16 protein-coding genes are annotated in these 17,957 nt (G+C 68.1%); 11 read left to right on the forward strand and 5 right to left on the reverse strand.

The genetic code is table 11. From position 1 onward, the window contains the following. Nucleotides 1-5: 5 nt before the first annotated feature. Nucleotides 6-803, reverse strand: coding sequence for a family 1 encapsulin nanocompartment shell protein (locus A5771_RS05885; RefSeq protein ID WP_064854262.1), 798 nt, complete (start codon nt 801-803; stop codon nt 6-8). Further along, the gene (locus tag A5771_RS05890) at nt 800-1,822 is read right to left on the reverse strand and encodes a Dyp-type peroxidase (RefSeq protein WP_064854263.1); all 1,023 of its coding nucleotides are present in this window, start codon (nt 1,820-1,822) and stop codon (nt 800-802) included. Before A5771_RS05890 ends, A5771_RS05885 begins: the two co-directional genes overlap by 4 nt. A 52-nt stretch (nt 1,823-1,874) precedes the next feature. Here A5771_RS05890 and A5771_RS05895 point away from each other — a divergent pair, with 52 nt between their 5' ends. From A5771_RS05895 to A5771_RS05935, 9 genes are all read left to right on the forward strand, one after another. Beyond that, nucleotides 1,875-3,140 (forward strand): M18 family aminopeptidase, encoded by a 1,266-nt coding sequence (locus A5771_RS05895; RefSeq protein WP_064854264.1) that lies wholly within the window; start codon nt 1,875-1,877, stop codon nt 3,138-3,140. A gap of 10 nt (nt 3,141-3,150) precedes the next feature. Next, nucleotides 3,151-5,457: a phosphoribosylformylglycinamidine synthase subunit PurL gene (gene purL / locus A5771_RS05900; RefSeq protein ID WP_064854265.1), complete on the forward strand. Its 2,307-nt coding sequence runs from the start codon at nt 3,151-3,153 to the stop codon at nt 5,455-5,457. 10 nt (nt 5,458-5,467) lie between these two features. Continuing rightward, complete coding sequence (locus tag A5771_RS05905; RefSeq protein WP_064854266.1) at nt 5,468-7,186, forward strand: alpha/beta hydrolase; 1,719 nt, start codon at nt 5,468-5,470, stop codon at nt 7,184-7,186. 108 nt (nt 7,187-7,294) lie between these two features. Next, on the forward strand, nt 7,295-7,690 hold the full coding sequence (locus A5771_RS05910; RefSeq protein WP_064854267.1) for a sterol carrier family protein: 396 nt from the start codon (nt 7,295-7,297) through the stop codon (nt 7,688-7,690). A gap of 44 nt (nt 7,691-7,734) precedes the next feature. Further along, nucleotides 7,735-9,249, forward strand: coding sequence for an amidophosphoribosyltransferase (gene purF, locus A5771_RS05915; protein WP_064854268.1), 1,515 nt, complete (start codon nt 7,735-7,737; stop codon nt 9,247-9,249). A 128-nt stretch (nt 9,250-9,377) separates the two neighbouring features. Then, the gene (locus tag A5771_RS05920) at nt 9,378-10,643 is read left to right on the forward strand and encodes an aromatic ring-hydroxylating oxygenase subunit alpha (RefSeq protein WP_064854406.1); all 1,266 of its coding nucleotides are present in this window, start codon (nt 9,378-9,380) and stop codon (nt 10,641-10,643) included. Between the two features lie 6 nt (nt 10,644-10,649). Next, entirely contained in the window at nt 10,650-10,979 is a 330-nt protein-coding gene (locus A5771_RS05925; RefSeq protein ID WP_064854269.1) for a hypothetical protein, read from the forward strand. After that, entirely contained in the window at nt 10,976-12,229 is a 1,254-nt protein-coding gene (locus tag A5771_RS05930) for a metal-dependent hydrolase family protein (protein WP_064854270.1), read from the forward strand. Before A5771_RS05925 ends, A5771_RS05930 begins: the two co-directional genes overlap by 4 nt. Nucleotides 12,230-12,244: 15 nt before the next feature. After that, a complete protein-coding gene (locus A5771_RS05935; RefSeq protein ID WP_064854271.1) occupies nt 12,245-12,697 on the forward strand; it encodes a MarR family winged helix-turn-helix transcriptional regulator in 453 nt (150 codons plus the stop codon). 9 nt (nt 12,698-12,706) lie between these two features. Here A5771_RS05935 and A5771_RS05940 read toward each other — a convergent pair whose 3' ends face one another. Genes A5771_RS05940 through A5771_RS05950 form a run of 3 tightly spaced genes read right to left on the reverse strand, consistent with a single transcriptional unit; the run spans nt 12,707 to nt 16,354 of the window. After that, nucleotides 12,707-14,389, reverse strand: a complete 1,683-nt coding sequence (locus tag A5771_RS05940) for a nitric oxide reductase activation protein NorD (protein WP_064854272.1) — start codon at nt 14,387-14,389, stop codon at nt 12,707-12,709. Beyond that, entirely contained in the window at nt 14,386-15,204 is an 819-nt protein-coding gene (locus tag A5771_RS05945) for a CbbQ/NirQ/NorQ/GpvN family protein (protein WP_064854273.1), read from the reverse strand. Before A5771_RS05945 ends, A5771_RS05940 begins: the two co-directional genes overlap by 4 nt. Before the next feature lie 7 nt (nt 15,205-15,211). Beyond that, the gene (locus tag A5771_RS05950) at nt 15,212-16,354 is read right to left on the reverse strand and encodes a spirocyclase AveC family protein (protein WP_064854274.1); all 1,143 of its coding nucleotides are present in this window, start codon (nt 16,352-16,354) and stop codon (nt 15,212-15,214) included. 98 nt (nt 16,355-16,452) lie between these two features. On the opposite strand from A5771_RS05950, the gene A5771_RS05955 reads away from it, so the two are divergent. Continuing rightward, nucleotides 16,453-17,055 carry a TetR/AcrR family transcriptional regulator gene (locus A5771_RS05955; protein WP_064854275.1) on the forward strand — a complete coding sequence of 201 codons (603 nt, stop codon included), beginning with the start codon at nt 16,453-16,455 and terminating at the stop codon, nt 17,053-17,055. A 111-nt stretch (nt 17,056-17,166) separates the two neighbouring features. Next, entirely contained in the window at nt 17,167-17,925 is a 759-nt protein-coding gene (locus A5771_RS05960; protein ID WP_064854276.1) for an SDR family NAD(P)-dependent oxidoreductase, read from the forward strand. The last annotated feature ends 32 nt before the right edge of the window (nt 17,926-17,957 follow it).

Here is a 17,957-nt window from a genome sequence, read left to right on the forward strand (position 1 = left end):
CGGGGCTAGCAGGTCAGCGCGACCGCGGCTTCGGCGGTGTAGCACAGGAACGTCAGCGTCTCCTGCAGGTAGAGCTGCACGTGCTCGGCGTCATGGGACTCATAGCCGATCGACACGTCGGTGCCCAGCCGCAAATCGAAGTCGCCGCCGCGGGTGGTCAGCACGAACGCGCCGCCGATCGCCGGCGCCCAGATGATGTCGCCGGTGACCAGCCGGCGCAGGTGCTCGAGGATCGGATAGCCGTGATCGGAGGTCTCGGCGACCTTGGTGTAGGCGTCGGCGGACAGCAGCACCGAGTACGGGCCGTCCACCCCGGCCAGCCGCAGCGCCGACAGCGCCTGGCTGACCACATCCGGGATATCGCGCGGGTCGTCCGGCAGCGTCAACTCGGCATTGGAACTCGCGCTGCGGATGCCCTCCACCGAGGCGGCCGGGTAGCCATCGAAGATGATCCGGTCCTCGGCGAACGCCAGCTTCTTGGCAGCGGCTTTCACCGGGTCCCAGTCGGCATCCTGCGAACCGCGCTCGACATCGTCGATCTCCGCGCGGGACAGGGTGAACGGAACCCGCAGGCGCACCAGCGGTTTGCTGTCGCGCAGCTCGGCGACCACGCCGTCGGCCGGGGCGCCGATCCCGGTCAGCCGACCGGTGCCCACCGCGGCCGCCGTCGGGCCGGCCGGCTCGCTCACATCGACGACCCGGCGTCCGGCGATGTGCCGCTTGAACGTTCGGGCCGCCTCCTGCTCGATGTCGGCCCAGGCCGCCTCCGTGACCGGGGCCAAATCGCGATACAGGTTGTTCATTGCGAGATTCCTTTCAGGCTGCCGATATTCAGTGAGCCATCAACGCCGGCGGGTTCGACGGGCTCAGCGGTGGTCAGGGCCGCCGCCAGGCCCGGCAGCGGCGGCGGATCGTCGAGGAAGTCGGCGGTGGGGGTGAAGAACAGCCCGCCGGTGAGCGCGGTGGAGAAGTCCAGGATGCGGTCGGTGTTGCCCGGCGGGTCACCGAGGAACATGTTGCGCAGCATCTGCTCGGTGACCTGCGGGCTACGCGCGTAGGCGATGTAGTAGGTGCCGGATTCGCCGGCACCGACCGAGCCGAACGGCATGTTGTGCCGCACAATGTCCAGTTCGTTGCCGTCCTCGTCGGTGATCACGTTCAGCGCGACGTGGGAGTTGGCCGGCTTCACCGCGTCGTCGTATTCGATGTCGTCAGCCTTGGTGCGGCCGATCACCCGCTCCTGCTCGGTGACCGGCAGCGCCTCCCAGGCGGCCATATCGTGCACGTACTTCTGGATGTGCACATAGGAGCCGCCGGCGAAGTCCGGATCCTCGTCGCCGACGGCGGTGGCGTCCAGCGCCTCGTCGCCGACCGGGTTCTCGGTGCCGTCGACGAAGCCGAGCAGGTCGCGATTGTCGAAGAATCGGAAGCCATGCACCTCATCGACCACGGTGATCGCACCGGCCATCGCCTTGACGATGCGGCCGGCGAGCTCGAAGCAGACGTCCATCGTCTCGCCCTTGACGTGGAACAACAGATCGCCCGGGGTGGCCGGCGCGCTGTGGCGGGGACCGGTCAGCTCGACAAAAGGATGCAGCTCGGCCGGGCGGGGCCCACTGAACAGCCGGTCCCAGGCGTCCGAGCCGATCGAGGTCACCAGCGACAGCCGCTTGGTCGGGTCGCGGAAGCCGATCGCCCGGGCGAAACCGGCCAGCTCCGGCAACGCCTCGTGCACGGTCGGCTCACCACCCTCATCGATGGTGGCGACCAGAAAAATCGCCGCACAGGTCAAGGGCGCGATGACGGGCTGAACGGACGGCACGGTATCGACCCTAACCTCCCCGCTGCGCTCCAGATGCGAAAGACTTGAGCACATGGCGGCCACCGCAACCGGATTATGCGAGTTCATCGACGCCTCACCGTCGCCGTTTCACGCGTGCGCGACCGTGGCCGAACGGCTGCATGCCGCCGGTTACACCGAGCTGGCCGAGACCGACCGCTGGCCGGCAGCACCCGGTCGGTACTTCCTGGTGCGGGCCGGGTCGCTGGTGGCGTGGAATGGTTCTGCGCACGACGGCCCCGGGTGGCCATTCCGGATCATCGGCGCGCACACCGACAGCCCGAACCTGCGGGTCAAGCAGCATCCCGCCCGCGAGGTGGCCGGCTGGCAGCTGGTGGCGTTGGCGCCCTACGGCGGTGCCTGGCTGAACTCCTGGCTGGACCGCGACCTGGGTGTCAGCGGGCGCCTCTCGGTGCGGGCCGGCACCGGAATCACCCACCACCTGGTCCGCATCGACGAGCCGATCCTGCGGGTGCCGCAACTGGCCATCCACCTGGCCGACGATCGCCGGTCGGTCACGCTGGATCCCCAGCGTCACCTCAACGCGGTTTGGTCCGCCGGCGGCGCGCCCCGCGACTTCCTCGACTACGTGGCCGAACGCGCCGGCGTGGCACCGCGCGACGTGCTGGGTGTCGACCTGATGACCCACGACCTGGCGTCGTCGGCGGTGACCGGGGCGGGCCAGGAGTTCGTCAGCGCGCCGCGGCTGGACAACCAAGCCAGCTGCTACGCCGGGCTGGAAGCCCTGCTGGCCGGCGAGCCGGGGCTTTTCCTGCCGGTGCTGGCGCTGTTCGACCACGAGGAGGTCGGGTCGACCTCGGATCACGGCGCCCAGTCCGATCTGCTGCCGACCGTCTTGGAGCGGATCACCCTGGCCGCCGGCGGGGACCGGGAGGATTTTCTGCGGCGGCTGGCCGGCTCGACGCTGGCCTCGGCCGACATGGCGCACGCCACCCACCCCAACTACCCGGACCGTCACGAACCGGGCCACCAGATCGCGGTCAACGCCGGGCCGGTGCTCAAGGTGCAACCCAACCTGCGCTATGCCACGGACGGTCGTACCGCCGCGACGTTCGCCCTGGCCTGCCACCAAGCAGGAGTGCCCCTGCAGCGCTACGAGCATCGCGCCGACCTGCCGTGCGGATCCACCATCGGTCCGATGAGCGCCGCCCGCACCGGCATCCCCACCGTCGACGTGGGCGCACCGCAGCTGGCCATGCATTCGGCGCGCGAGCTGATGGGCGCGCGCGACGTGAGCTTGTATGCGGCGGCTCTGACGGCCTTCCTGGCTCCCGACTGAGCCGAAATCGGTGCCATACACTGTGGCCGTGACATCCCCGACCCCGCTCGACACCGTCGAACACGCCGCGGCCACCCCCGATCAACCGCAACCGTTCGCCGAGCTGGGCCTCAAAGACGACGAGTACCAGCGCATCCGCGACATCCTGGGCCGCCGCCCCACCGACGCCGAGCTGGCCATGTACTCGGTGATGTGGAGCGAGCACTGCTCCTACAAGTCCTCCAAGGTGCACCTGCGGTACTTCGGCGAGACCACCACCGACGAGATGCGCAAAGCCATGCTGGCCGGCATCGGTGAGAACGCCGGCGTGGTCGACATCGGCGACGGCTGGGCGGTGACGTTCAAGGTGGAGTCGCACAACCACCCGTCGTACGTCGAGCCGTATCAGGGCGCGGCCACCGGGGTGGGCGGGATCGTGCGCGACATCATGGCGATGGGCGCCCGCCCGGTCGCGGTGATGGACCAGCTGCGCTTCGGCGCCGCCGACGCCCCCGACACCCGCCGGGTGCTCGACGGGGTGGTGCGCGGTATCGGCGGCTACGGCAACTCCCTCGGGCTGCCCAATATCGGCGGCGAGACCGTCTTCGACGCCTGCTACGCCGGCAACCCGCTGGTCAACGCGCTCTGTGTCGGGGTGCTGCGCAAAGAGGACCTGCACCTGGCGTTCGCATCGGGTACCGGCAACAAGATCATCCTGTTCGGTGCGCGCACCGGCCTCGACGGCATCGGCGGTGTCTCGGTGCTGGCGTCGGACACCTTCGGCGGCGACGAGTCCGGTGCCGGGCGTAAAAAGTTGCCGTCGGTTCAGGTCGGCGACCCGTTCACCGAGAAGGTCCTCATCGAGTGCTGCCTGGAGCTCTACGCCGCCGGGCTGGTAGTCGGTATTCAGGATCTTGGCGGTGCCGGATTATCTTGTGCCACTTCGGAACTGGCGTCTGCTGGTGACGGTGGTATGGCCATCGAGCTGGAGAAGGTGCCGCTGCGCGCGGCGAACATGACCCCGGCCGAAGTGCTGTCCAGTGAGTCGCAGGAGCGCATGTGCGCGGTGGTGGCCCCGGAGAACGTCGACGCCTTCATGGCGGTGTGCGCCAAGTGGGACGTGCTGGCCACGGTGATCGGTGAGGTCACCGATGGCGACCGGCTGCAGATCACCTGGCACGGAGAGACCGTCGTCGACGTCCCGCCGCGCACGGTGGCCCACGAGGGCCCGATCTACCACCGGCCGGTGGCCCGCCCGGACACCCAGGACGCGCTCAACGCCAACCGCTCGGACACGCTGCCGCGGCCGGCCACCGGCGAGCAGCTGCGCGCGACTCTGCTTGCGCTGTTGGGCAGCCCGCATCTGTGCAGCCGGGCGTTCATCACCGAGCAGTACGACCGGTACGTGCGCGGCAACACCGTGCTGGCCGAGCACGCCGACGGCGGAATGCTGCGCATCGACGAGACCTCCCGGCGCGGGATCGCCATCTCCACCGACGCCTCCGGCCGCTACACCAAGCTGGATCCCTACGCCGGCGCCCAGCTGGCGCTGGCCGAGGCGTACCGCAACGTGGCCGTCACCGGGGCCACCCCGATCGCGGTCACCAACTGCCTGAACTTCGGGTCCCCCGAAGACCCCGGGGTGATGTGGCAGTTCGCCGAAGCGGTGCGCGGGTTGGCGGACGGCTGTGCGGCATTGGGTATTCCGGTCACCGGCGGCAACGTGAGCTTCTACAACCAGACCGGCGCGACCCCGATCCACCCCACCCCGGTGGTCGGTGTGCTCGGCGTCATCGACGACGTGGAGCGACGGCTGCCGTCGGCGTTCGGCGTCGAACCGGGGGAGACCCTGATGCTGCTCGGTGACACCCGCGACGAGTTCGACGGCTCCATCTGGGCGCAGGTGACGGGCGACCATCTGGGCGGGCTGCCCCCGAAAGTCGACCTGGAGCGCGAGAAGCTGCTCGCCGAGGTGCTGTGCGCGGCCTCCCGCGACGGCCTGGCCTCCGGAGCGCACGACCTCAGCGAGGGCGGCTTGATCCAGGCCGTGGTCGAGTCGGCCATCGCCGGCGAAACCGGTTGCCGCGTCCTGCTTCCCGAAGATGTTGATCCGTTCGTCTTCTTGTTCTCCGAGTCGGCGGGGCGGGCACTGGTGGCCGTGCCGCGTACCGAGGAGAGCCGGTTCAGGTCCATGTGCGAGGCACGCGGGCTGCCGGTCACCCGGGTCGGCGTGGTGGACCAGGCCTCGCAGGAGGTGGAGGTCCAGGGCCAGTTCAGCGTGTCGCTGGCGGAGCTGCGCAGCACGTCCGAGGCAGTGCTGCCGGGGATCTTCGGATAATCGGGGCGCCATGCAGGCACCGGCCAGTCACCCGCTGCTGGCGTGGGCATGGGGGCTGCTGCGCCTGAAGTTCGTCGGGGTGGCGTTCGGCGCGCTGTTCTTCTGCTTGTCGCTGACCCCGTCGCTGTTGCCGCGCGACTGGGTGTTCCAAGGGCTGATCGGCGGCATCAACGCCGCCTTCGGCTACGGCCTGGGCGTGCTGATCGGCGCGCTGGTCGACCGGCTGGTGCTACGCGGTGCCCGTTGGTGGCCGCCGCCGCAGCGGGTGCTGCTCGGGCTGAAGGCGGCCGTCGTGGTGGCGGCGCCGACCGCGTGCGTGCTGATGGTGATCCCGGCCGCCGGCTGGCAACGGCAGGTCTCGGAGCTGCTGGGTATCGAGGGCCCGGCCACGCTCGGCTATCTGCGCACCCTCGCCGTCGCGATCGGTGTGGCCGCGGCGCTGGTGGCGGCGTGGCGGACGCTGATCGACATCATCCGGCTGGTGGCGCGCGCGTTGATCCGGCGCTGGCATCTGCACAGTGAGGTCGCCCTGTTCATCGGCACCGCGATCGTCGTCGTCATGCTGGTCACCTTGATCAACGGGGTGCTGATTCGCGGTTTCTTCGCCGGCGCCAGCGCGGTGTTCCAGCCCGAGAACAGCGCCACCAAGCCCTGGGCCGTCCAGCCACAGCAACCGGAGCGTTCCGGCAGCCCGGCGTCGCTGGCGCCGTGGGACACGCTGGGCAGCCAGGGGCGCAGCTTCGTCGCCGGCGGAGCGCACGCCGCCGAACTGAGCCGGCTCAACGGCCGGCCCGCCCGCGAGCCCATTCGCGTCTACGCCGGCCTGCACAGCGCCGGCGACGACCGGGCCCGGATGGAGCTGCTGGTCGACGAACTGGAACGCACGCACGCCTTTGACCGGCAGGTTCTGGTCGTGGTGCCGACCACCGGTACCGGCTGGGTCAATCCGGCCGCGGCCGACGCAGTGGAGATGCTCTACAACGGCGACACCGCGATCGTGGCCGTGCAGTACTCCTACCTGCCGAGCTGGATCTCGTTCCTGGCCGACCAGCGCAAATCGATGGACTCGGGCCGCCTGCTGGTGCACACCATCGCCGATCGCTGGCAACGCCTGCCCGCGCAGCACCGGCCCAAGCTGGTGCTCTACGGCGAAAGCCTCGGGTCGATGGCCGGTCAGGCCGCGTTCGACTGGCTGCCCGACATCGCCGAGATGGGGTTCGACGCGGTGCTGTGGGTGGGGCCCCCGCAGGCCAGCCCGCTGTGGCACGCGCTGCTGGTGCGCCGCGACCCGGGCAGCCCGGCGACGCTGCCGCGCTACGACAACGGCCGTACCGTGCGGTTCTCCCAGGCCACGTTGCCGTCCGAGATCGCCCGGATCGCCGCGCCGCCGTGGGTGGGCCCCCGGGTGCTGTTTCTGCAGCACGCCTCCGATCCGGTGGTCTGGTGGTCGCCGGATCTGCTGTTCGCCCGGCCGGACTGGCTGACCGAGCCGCCCGGCCCGGATCGGACCGCGTCCATGCGCTGGTATCCGGTGGTGACGTTCTGGCAGGTCAGCGCCGATCTGGCGCACGGCGAGTCGATGCCGACCGGGCACGGCCACAACTATGCGGACACGATCCTGGACGGCTGGGTGGCCGTGCTGCCGCCGGACGGCTGGCAGGCGGATGACACCGAGCGGATCCGGGAGGCGCTGCGGAAGGACCGCGGAACCGAGGGCGCGGTCGCCTAGCTGCGCGCATTGCCCCCGCCGACTGTGCGCTTTGGGCTGGATTTTCGCGATTTTGCCGCCTGAACCGCACACTCGTCGGGTAAGAGGTGGCCCGAATACCATGGGCGCATGCCCGCCCCGGTTGACCCCGCGCAGACCCGCGCCGCCGTGCTGGCGCTCGCCGACTGGTTGCACGATGAGAGCCTGCCCGCCCCCGATCGGGCCGAGCTGGCCGCCGCTGTTCGCCTGACCGCGCGCACCCTGGCCGAGCTGGCCCCGGGAGCCAGCGTCGAGGTGCGGGTGCCGCCGTTCGTGGCCGTGCAGTGTATCGCCGGCCCGCGGCACACCCGTGGCACCCCGCCCAACGTCGTCGAGACCGACCCGCGCAGCTGGCTGCTGCTGGCCACCGGGCTGCTCGCCGCGGACGACGCGACGGCGGCCGGAACGCTGCGGCTGTCCGGCTCGCGGGCCGCCGAAATCGGCGAAAGGCTGCCGTTGGTGAAACTCGGCGCCGACAGCCCGTAGACTGAACGCTGTCATCTACGCGCGCCCCCGGGAGCAGACACAACGTGCTTGACCAGCAGGTGGACGACCCTGACAATCCGCCACGCGAAGAATGCGGTGTTTTCGGTGTCTGGGCTCCGGGTGAAGAAGTAGCGAAGCTCACATATTACGGCCTTTATGCGCTGCAACACCGTGGCCAGGAGGCCGCCGGGATCGCGGTCGGCGACGGATCCCAGGTGCTGGTGTTCAAGGACCTCGGCCTGGTCAGTCAGGTGTTCGAGGAGCAGACCCTGGCGGCCATGCCCGGCCATGTGGCGATCGGGCACTGCCGCTACTCCACCACCGGCGACACCACCTGGGAAAACGCCCAGCCGGTGTTTCGCAACACCGCGGCCGGCACCGGGGTGGCGCTGGGCCACAACGGCAACCTGGTCAACACCACCGAACTGGCCCGCCGCGCCCGCGAGCTGGGGCTGATCGACACCCGCCGTCCCGGCGTCGCCACCACCGACTCCGACATCCTGGGCGCGCTGCTGGCGCACGGGGCCGCCGACCTCACCTTGGAGCAGGCGGCGCTGGAGCTGCTGCCGACGGCGCGCGGAGCCTTCTGCCTGACGTTCATGGACGAGAACACCCTGTACGCGGCCCGCGACCCATGGGGAGTGCGCCCGCTGTCGCTGGGGCGGCTGGACCGCGGCTGGGTGGTGGCGTCGGAAACCGCCGCGCTGGACATCGTCGGCGCCTCGTTCGTCCGCGATATCGAGCCCGGTGAGCTGCTGGCGATCGACGCCGACGGGGTGCGCTCCACCCGGTTCGCCAACCCCACCCCCAAGGGCTGTGTGTTCGAGTACGTCTATCTGGCCCGGCCCGACAGCACCATCGGCGGCCGGTCGGTGCACGCCACCCGGGTGGACATCGGCCGGCGGCTGGCCCGCCAGCATCCCGTCGACGCCGACCTGGTGATCGGGGTGCCGGAGTCCGGCACCCCCGCCGCGGTCGGGTACGCCCAGGAGTCCGGCATCGACTACGGGCAGGGCCTGACCAAGAACGCCTATGTCGGGCGGACCTTCATCCAGCCGTCGCAGACCATCCGTCAGCTCGGCATCCGGCTCAAGCTCAACCCGCTGCGGGAGATCATCCGCGGCAAGCGGCTCATCGTCGTCGACGACTCGATCGTGCGGGGCAACACCCAGCGGGCGCTGGTGCGAATGCTGCGGGAAGCCGGCGCCATCGAGGTGCATGTGCGGATCGCCTCTCCGCCGGTGAAGTGGCCGTGCTTCTACGGCATCGACTTCGCCTCGCCGGCCGAGCTGATCGCCAACGTCGTCGAGGACGAAGCCGAGATGCTCGAGGCGGTGCGGCGCGCCATCGGCGCGGACAGCCTCGCCTACGTCGGGCTGGAGGACATGATCGCGGCCACCGAGCAGCCCCGCTCGCGACTGTGCAGCGCCTGTTTCGACGGCAACTATCCGATCGAGCTGCCCGGCGACAGCGCCCTGGGCAAAAACGTGGTCGAGCAGATGCTGGCCACCACCGCGAGGCAGGCCGACACAGGCGACCCGGCGCTGAGCCAGTCCTAACCAAACCCCGTCTCCCGCAGCACCTCGCGGCTCCAGCTGACGTAAGTATCAACTACTTGACATTAGATCGGCCGGTCGATAACGTCGGCGCCATCGAGGCTCGTGACCTGAGACCGACAGGAGTGGTTGTGGCGCGTTTTCCCAAGCCGCCCGAGGGCAGTTGGACCCAGCACTATCCCGAACTCGGTACCGAACCGGTGTCGTACCGGGACTCCATCACGCCGGAGGTCTACGAGAAGGAGCGGGCGGCGATCTTCCGGCGCGCCTGGTTGAATGTCGGTCGGGTAGAACAGCTTCCGCGAAAGGGAAGCTATTACACCAAGGAACTCAAGGTCGTCAACACCTCGATCATCGTGGTGCGCACGACATCTGACGAGGTCAAGGCCTACCACAACGTCTGCCGTCACCGCGGCAACAAGCTGGTCTGGGACACCATGCCGCTGGAGGAAACCAGCGGGAACTGCCGCCAGTTCACCTGCAAGTACCACGGCTGGCGCTACGACCTCGACGGCAACCTGACCTACGTGCAGCAGGAAGAGGAGTTTTTCGACCTGGACAAGAGCCGCTACGGGCTGGTCGGCGTGCACTGCGAAGTCTGGGAAGGCTTCATCTTCGTCAACTTCGCGCGGGAGCCTGAGCAATCGCTGCGCGAATTCCTCGGGCCGATGGTCACGGCGTTGGAGGGTTACCCGTTCGGGGAAATGACCTCGCGGTGGCAGTACCGATCGGCCGTCAACTCCAACTGGAAGCTGTTCCTGGACGCGTTCCAGGAGTTCTATCACGCGCCGGTGCTGCACGGGAACCAGACGCCGGTGGCCTTCCGGGTAGCCGCCGAAGAAGCCGGCTTCGAAGCGCCCCACTACCGTCTTGAGGGGCCGCATCGGCTGGTGAGCACCTCGGGGGTGCGGGCCTGGGAGATGCCGGCAGAGATGCGCAAGCCCATCGAGGAGATCTGCCAGAGCGGGCTGTTCGGCCCATGGGACGCGCCGGACATGGGCCCGATGCCCGAGGGCCTCAACCCGGCCAAATGCGATCCGTGGGGCTTGGATTCGTTCCAGATCTTCCCCAACTTCACGATCCTGTTCTGGGGCCAGGGCTGGTATCTGACCTACCACTACTGGCCGACGTCACATGACTCGCATATTTTCGAAGGGACGCTGTACTTTCCGCGGCCGCGCACGCCGCGGGAGCGGGTCGCGCAGGAACTTGCGGCGGTGTCGTTCAAGGAGTACGGGTTGCAGGATGCCAGCACCTTGGAGGCGACCCACACGATGCTCGGCACCGGCGCGGTGGAACATTTCCTGCTCAACGACCAGGAGGTACTGATCCGGCACTTCCACTGCGAAACCGCCAAGTGGATCGCCGAATACGAATACTCGAACGTGAGAGTGTGAGTGTTAATGACCACTATGCTGCCGACGGAATTCGCCGACCTCGAGCCGTTCAACGACTGGTGTCTGGGGTCTGAACCCGAGCGCTACGCCAAGCGCATGAACAGTTCCATGGCGGACATGCAGGCGTTCTACGACGCCATCACGGCCCGCGCCGAAGACGCACTGGCCTACTGCGACAAGTTCAGCCTCGACGACATTCCCGAAGACGTGCTGAACCTGATGCACCTGCTGTATTCCATGATCACGGTGGCGTTTCCGGCTGAATCCTGGAAGCAGCCGCGAGTCCCCGACTCGGGTGCCGCCGTCATCGAGTGCGTCTCCGAGCCCTTCCCGTGAGCCTTCCGGCGACCACCGTGTTGCGTGCCGCCCGGTGGCTCGATATCGATGCCGGGGTGGTGCGTTCCCCCGCGGTCGTGGCGATTGACGACGGTCGCATCACGGCGATCAATCCCGAAGCACCGGTTGCGGATTCCGCCGAGGAGCTCGACCTCGGCGATGTCACGCTACTGCCGGGCCTGATGGACATGGAGCTCAACCTGCTCATCGGCGGGCCGGGCAGCCCGGAAGGACTTCCCACGCCGATGCACGGCGTGCAGGATGATCCGGCCTACCGCACCCTGCGGGCCGCGGTCAACGCACGAACCACCTTGGAAGCCGGGTTCACCACGGTGCGCAACCTCGGGCTGATGGTCAAGACGGGCGGCTATCTCCTCGATGTCGCCCTGCAGCGCGCCATCGACCAGGGCTGGCACGTCGGTCCCCGAATCTATCCGGCCGGCCACGCCGTCACGCCCTACGGCGGCCATCTGGATCCGACGGTCTTCCAACGGCTCGCGCCGGGGGTCATGCCACTTTCGGTCGCCGAGGGCATCGCCAACGGCGTGCCCGACGTAACCGCCTGCGTGCGTTATCAGATCCGCCACGGCGCCAAGCTGATCAAGGTGTCGGCCTCCGGCGGGGTGATGTCACACAGCACGTCCCCGGGAGCCCAGCAGTACTCCTATGCCGAGCTCGCGGCGATCGCCGACGAGGCGCACCGGGCCGGGAGGCGGGTCGCCGCGCACGCTATCGGCGACAGCGCGATCCGGGCGTGTATCCGGGCCGGCATCGACTGCATCGAGCACGGCTTCCTGGCCACCGACGCCACCTTGGAGATGATGGTCGAGCACGGTACGTTCCTGGTCTCCACCACCTACTTGACCGACGCGATGGCCGTCGACCGGATCGCTCCCGAACTGCGCAAGAAGGCCGCCGAGGTGTTCCCGCAGGCCAAGGCCATGTTGCCCCGGGCGATCGAGGCGGGCGTACGCATCGCGTGCGGCACCGACGCGCCGGCCATCCCGCACGGCCAGAACGCCAAGGAGCTGTCCGCGCTGGTGCAGCGCGGCATGACACCGCTGCAGGCACTGCGCGCGGCGACCGTCACCAGCGCCGAGCTCATCGACGCCGCGGACGAACTGGGGCGGCTGGCGCCCGGCTACCGCGCCGATATCATCGCGGTACCGGGTGATCCGACCCGGGACATCGGCACTACTGGTGACGTGCGTTTTGTCATGAAGGACGGCCGAATCTACAAGCGCAGCTGACCGGGAAGTGAGCACATGGATCTCACCCGCAACACCCTGTGGCTGCTGAAGCAGGCCTTCTACTATTCGCTGACGACCGTGAACGAGGCGATCAGCGATCACGGGGTGAGCACCGCGCAGATCGGGTTGTTACGCCAACTGTCCGGCGAACCCGGGCTCTCCGGCGCCGAGTTGGCCCGCCGGCTGCTGATCACCCCGCAGGGAGTGCAGCTGGCGTTGAGTGCGCTCGAGGGTCGCGGTCTGGTGGAGCGCAAGCAGGATCCTCGGCACGGCCGGATTCTGCGGGCCTATCTCACCGAGGAGGGGCGTTCGGTGGCCTCGGCGGTGGTCGCCGACGCGATCGCCGCGCACAACAAGGTGTTCGGGGTGCTGACTGCGGACGAGCAGGAGACGCTGCGCGCGCTGCTGACCCGCGTGGTCGAGCAGGGGACCGGACATACCCTGTTCGGCGACCATGTAGAGAGCTGAGGTCAGCATTCATCGGGAGGCCGGCTTCGGCACGGCGAGTTCGGCCAGGGCAGCCGAAAACAACTCGTCCATCCGCGGGCTCAACTCGGCCAGTGTCATGGCGCTGGCATGGCTGACAGAGCCGAAGACCTCCCGGCCGGCCTCCGCGGCTCCGATGGTAAGGCAGAGGCAGGCAACGCCGTCCGCGCGGAGTTCCTCAATGGCCTTGCCGACATCGGCTTCGGCGTAACGCCCTTCGTACCCGACGTCGTAGGGGAAACCATCCGACAGGACCAGCAGCAGACGATTCGGAGTGCCCGCCTCCGCCTTGAGAATCTCGGCGGCGCCCCGGATTCCAGCGCCGAGCCGGGTGTAGCCCGACGGTTGAAGTTGGTTCAGTCGGGCTCGCCCGACGGCGCCGAAACGTTGTTCGAACGTCTTGATCGCCGGCAGCTGAACCGAGTGCCGACCCTGCGACTTAAACGCGTAGACGGCCACCCGATCGCCGAGCTCTTCGAGCGTCGCGGCCAGGGTTGCCGCCGCCCTTCGCTGATGGTCGTGTACCGCAAAGCCATCCGGATCAGTATCGGTTACCGACCCGGAGGCATCCAGCAGGATCAGCACGCCGAGATTACGCGCCAGCTTGCGCCGTTCGGTGTAGACGTCTTCCGGTGGCGAATAGCCCGATCGCAGGTCGACGACCAACTCGATGAGCGCCTCGAGGTCCAGCTCGTCCCCGTCTGAGCGGCGGCGTAATGCCTTGGGTCCCAAGCCGACGCGCGACAGACGTCGTCGAAGCACATCGTCGTGGATCACACCGGCTTCCGAGGTGTCTACGTCAGCAGTGAACGGGAAATCGAACACCCGGCACCAGTCGTGCCGGTAGGTGTTGTTGAAGACATCCCACTCGGGATACCAGGCGCCGCCGACGCCCACCGTTGCGGCGGGCCGCTCGTCGGTGAATCGGATCCGCTTGGGCAGTCCCCGGGCGTTCGCTCCGCCCGGCTGCGTCCGCCGCAGCGAGCGCACCGGCAGTTCCCCGCCAGAGTTGCTGTCCCCGGCCGAACGCGAGCCGCCGAGCAGCTTTCGCAGAAACTCGGAGAACGCTTGCGAATTGAAGACCGGATTGTCGAAGAGTTTGAGGATTCTGCTTTCGCCCGACCCGTCACCGTCCCCGTCGTCATCGTCGGGCGCCTCGGTGACGTTGAGTGCCGAGCGTAGGTCCGCATCGGTGGCCCGCCCGCCGGCGGCAGAGCGGGAGGCCAACAGCCGAGAGGGTCTGATGACACCGAACCACTCCGGCGGATCCGCGACCTCCGCCCGGCCCTTGGCCGCCCGGAGTGATTCATCGGCAGACGCCGTACGCGGGCGCCCCCCGGAGCGAAGCGTCGCTGCCAGCGGAAGCCGGTCGGCGAGTTCGGCCAGCACCCGGTCGCCTTCGAGTGCCAGGTAGCGCCGCGCCACCGATGGGCGTGACCGGAGTGCTTTGACCAGCCGCGGATCCAGGCTGCGGGCGCCGAGCAGAGCGCCTTGGACCAGCAACTCGCGGCGCTGCTGCGCGCACCCGGCCCCCGCCGACACGAAGACGACACGGCCGTCGGTGTATGCGGGCTCGCCCGCCGGCGCCAACGAGACGCCGACCGTCCGGCCCGCCAGGTAGCCGGCGAGAAACCTGAGCCGGTCGGGGTTCTCGGGATCGTCGGAATCGGTCACATCGGGGGCAGCACAGCGTCGACGAGTTCACCGAGTGCGCGGATGACGTCGGCGTCGTCGGAGAGGACTTGGACGATGGCGGACCGGACGGCGCTGCGCAGGTTCAGGCCCTCGGCGACCAGGCCGCCGGCCAGGATCAGCATCCGGGTAGAGGCGCCTTCCCGCAGCGGTGAGCCGTCCAGGTTCCGGATGGCGTTGCCGAGCGTGACCAGCGCATGCGCGGTCTGCGCATCGATCCCGGCTTCGTGCGCAACGATCCCAACCTCGATCTCGGCCGGAGGGAAGCCGAGCTCGATGGCGACGAACCGCTGACGGGTCGACTCCTTGAGGTTCTTCAGCACGCTTTGGTACCCGGGATTGTAGGAGATCACCAGCTGAAACCCCGGCGCCGCAGGCACTGTCGTGCCGAGTCGATCGACCGGAAGCTCACGGCGGTGATCGGCCAGGGGATGGATCACCACGGTGGTGTCCTGGCGGGCCTCCACCACCTCGTCCAGGTAGAAGACGGCGCCTGCACGCACGGCGCGGGTCAACGGGCCGTCCACCCAGACCGTTTCCGAGCCTTTGAGCAGGAATCGGCCCACCAGATCAGCCGACGTCATGTCCTCGTGACCGGCGACGGTGATCAGGTCGCGGCCCAGCTGATGGGCCATGGCCTCCACGAACCGGGTCTTCCCGCATCCCGTGGGGCCCTTCAACAACACCGGCAGGCCGCGGCTCGCCGCGGCCCGAAAGACCTCGACCTCATCGCCGACTCCGCGGTAAAACGGTGCTCCGGAAGGACGTTCAATGGTCGTGCACTGGCTGTTGGACATGATCTTTCTAGTTCCCGCGCTCGAAGGGCACGATCGGGGGCACCGAAACACCCTCGGGCATCACCAGTTCGCCGTCGACATTGATGTATCCGGAACGATTGGTCGGTATCGGCAGGGCGGGATGCGGGCACGGCTTGTCGGTGCCGTCACCGCAGATGCCGCCGGTGAAGTAGGAGCGCTGCTGGTGGTCTTGCGGCCAGGGATCGGCGTGCAGGGCGATCCATTGCGCGGGTCCCATGTAGAAGGCGAAGAAACAAGCGCTGACCCCGGCGAAGATTGCCAGGAACCGGGTGAACTGCTGCCTCGCGAATCCGCCCGGGACGTGATCGAGTCCGCGCTCGACGACGGTGCGGCCGCGATCATCGGTGAAGTAACGCAGACAGCACAGCGCCGCCTGCACGGCTCCCCACATCAGTCCCTCGTAGACCGGCCACTGGTAGTAGGTGTCGGCATTGATCGACACGGATCGGATGGCCCCGGGATAGGTGTACATGCCGATCGGGAGCAGGACCAAGCCCTCCATGACGAAGTCGAAGACGAACGCGATCGCATAGGTGACGGCGATCAGGCGCAGATTGCTGATGCCCGGCCAGCGCGCCTTGATCTTGCGCATCACCGCGCATCCGACGATGGTGATCAGCAGCACCCCGTAGGCGTATCCCGGCACGTTCGTCAGTAGCGGCTCGGCGACCTGGCGACCCGGTTCCTCGGGGGACACCCATCCCGGAATGTGCGACGTCCACGAACCCCGGTTGAACAGCCAGGTGTTGTAGGTGCACCAGGTGTTGAAGTAATTGAGCAGCGGATCCTGGAAAAACATCAGGCCCATCGATGCAAACAGCATGCCGTCCAGCGTGATTCGCCGCTCGCGGCGCCAGGGCCGGATGAAGAACCACCAGATGGCGAACGGCAGGCCGACCCACAAAACGACGGCGTTGGCCATCAGGGGCACCTTCATGTACATCGGCGGATCGTTCGGCCCTACCGGGACGCGTTCGAAGAACGGTCCGGTGATCCACCGCGCCCAGACATACAGCTGCAGCGCCAGCAGCATCCCGCCGGCGGCGGCCCAGATCCGGACGCCGCCCCGGGGGCCGGAGGATTTCGGCTCGGCGACAACGTTCTTTCGACTCGACACGCCGCTACTCATGATGCAGTCCCTTTCCGGCTGGCGCAGTTCGCCAGAATATACTCACTGGTATCTCAGTTGCCAAGGGGTATCGCAGATTCTGTGGGATAATCTTGGTCATGGTGGAGCGGTGGACTCGGGAGCGCAGGCTGGCGCACACCCGTTCGCTGTTGCTGGACGCCGCCGAGGAAGTGTTCGCCGAAAAGGGCTTCAATACGGCGACTCTCGATGACATTGCCCAAGCCGCCGGCTACACCAAGGGTGCCATCTACAAGCACTTCGCCGGCAAGGAGGAGCTCTTTCTGGCTGTCAGCGACCGGTATTGGCGGCGCTATTTCGACAACTTCGCCGACGTGATGGCGAACGCGAGTCAGGTCGGGGCGCGGGAATTGGACGACATCGCGGAGCGGTGGCGGCAGCTGAGCCTGGACCATGGCGCCGAGCACGCCGCGCTCGGGCATGAGTTCGCGCTGTATCTACTGCGCAACCCCGAGGCCCGCGAGCGGGTCGCCGGCAAGCGGGCCGAGGTCGTCGAGCAGCTGGCGACGTTCATCGTCGCGGGCGTCGAACGGCTCGGCGGGACTCTGCTGATTCCGGCGCAGACGCTGGCCCAGGTACTGGTAGCCACCAGCGATTCCGCCGTGCTGGCCAGTCAGCTCGACGACGTCGATCTCTACCGGCCGATCGTGGCGATGTACGTCTCGATGATCAAGCTGCCCTGAGGCGATGTTCACAGCGCAGATCGCCAGCACTTGAGATCAATGACAAGTACTTGATAATATTCTCGCGATGTCGAGCTCGCGATCCGCCGAACGGCGCCGAAGGGGATGGGAATGACCACAGTGGTGCCGCCGCGGGTCGCCGTGGTCACCGGCGGAGCCTCGGGCATGGGCGAGGCCACCTGTCACGAACTGGGCCGGCGTGGCTATCAGGTCGCTGTCCTGGACATCAACGACCATGCCGCACAGCGGGTCTCCGACGACCTGCGCGGCGAGGGCGCGACGGCGCTGGGCATCGGAGTCGACGTCACCGACCGGGCCGCCGTCGACGACGCCTTCGCGAAGGTACGCAGCCAGCTGGGGCCGGTCGCCGCTCTGGTCACCAGCGCGGGCGTATTCGGCTACTCCGCCTTCGCCGAGATCACCCCCCAGGAGTGGGCGAGAATCATCGACGTCAACCTCACCGGCACCTTCCACTGCTGCCAGGCCGCGCTGCCGGACATGGTCGACGCCGGCTGGGGACGCATCGTGATGATTTCCTCGTCGTCCGCCCAGCGCGGATCGCCGTTCGCCGCCCATTACGCGGCATCCAAGGGCGCGGTCATCACCTTGACCAAATCGCTGGCCCGCGAGTACGCCGCGCACGGCATCACGGTCAACAACATCCCGCCCTCGGGTATCGAGACACCCATGCAGCACCAATCGCAGGCAGCCGGCTACCTGCCGCCCAATGAGCAGATCGCCGCGAACATCCCGCTGGGCCGGCTGGGTAGCGGAGCCGACATCGCCGCGGCGGTTGGATTCCTGTGCTCGCAGGAAGCCGGTTTCATCACCGGTCAGGTGCTGGGCGTCAACGGCGGGTCAGTGATGTGACACAGCGGATTTCGCCGGCACCAGGCAAACAG

The sequence above is a fragment of the Mycolicibacter sinensis genome, from assembly GCF_001667375.1.
Lineage (GTDB): Bacteria > Actinomycetota > Actinomycetes > Mycobacteriales > Mycobacteriaceae > Mycobacterium > Mycobacterium sinense_A.

Excerpts from the sequence above, each read along its gene's own strand:
- A5771_RS05905 (WP_064854266.1), top strand. The coding sequence starts at position 5,468 with ATGCAGGCACCGGCCAGTCACCCGCTGCTGGCGTGGGCATGGGGGCTG.
- A5771_RS05925 (WP_064854269.1), top strand. The coding sequence starts at position 10,650 with ATGACCACTATGCTGCCGACGGAATTCGCCGACCTCGAGCCGTTCAAC.
- A5771_RS05955 (WP_064854275.1), top strand. The coding sequence starts at position 16,453 with ATGGTGGAGCGGTGGACTCGGGAGCGCAGGCTGGCGCACACCCGTTCG.
- A5771_RS05960 (WP_064854276.1), top strand. The coding sequence starts at position 17,167 with ATGACCACAGTGGTGCCGCCGCGGGTCGCCGTGGTCACCGGCGGAGCC.
- A5771_RS05910 (WP_064854267.1), top strand. The coding sequence starts at position 7,295 with ATGCCCGCCCCGGTTGACCCCGCGCAGACCCGCGCCGCCGTGCTGGCG.
- A5771_RS05895 (WP_064854264.1), top strand. The coding sequence starts at position 1,875 with ATGGCGGCCACCGCAACCGGATTATGCGAGTTCATCGACGCCTCACCG.
- A5771_RS05885 (WP_064854262.1), bottom strand. The coding sequence starts at position 803 with ATGAACAACCTGTATCGCGATTTGGCCCCGGTCACGGAGGCGGCCTGG.
- A5771_RS05950 (WP_064854274.1), bottom strand. The coding sequence starts at position 16,354 with ATGAGTAGCGGCGTGTCGAGTCGAAAGAACGTTGTCGCCGAGCCGAAA.
- A5771_RS05945 (WP_064854273.1), bottom strand. The coding sequence starts at position 15,204 with ATGTCCAACAGCCAGTGCACGACCATTGAACGTCCTTCCGGAGCACCG.
- A5771_RS05935 (WP_064854271.1), top strand. The coding sequence starts at position 12,245 with ATGGATCTCACCCGCAACACCCTGTGGCTGCTGAAGCAGGCCTTCTAC.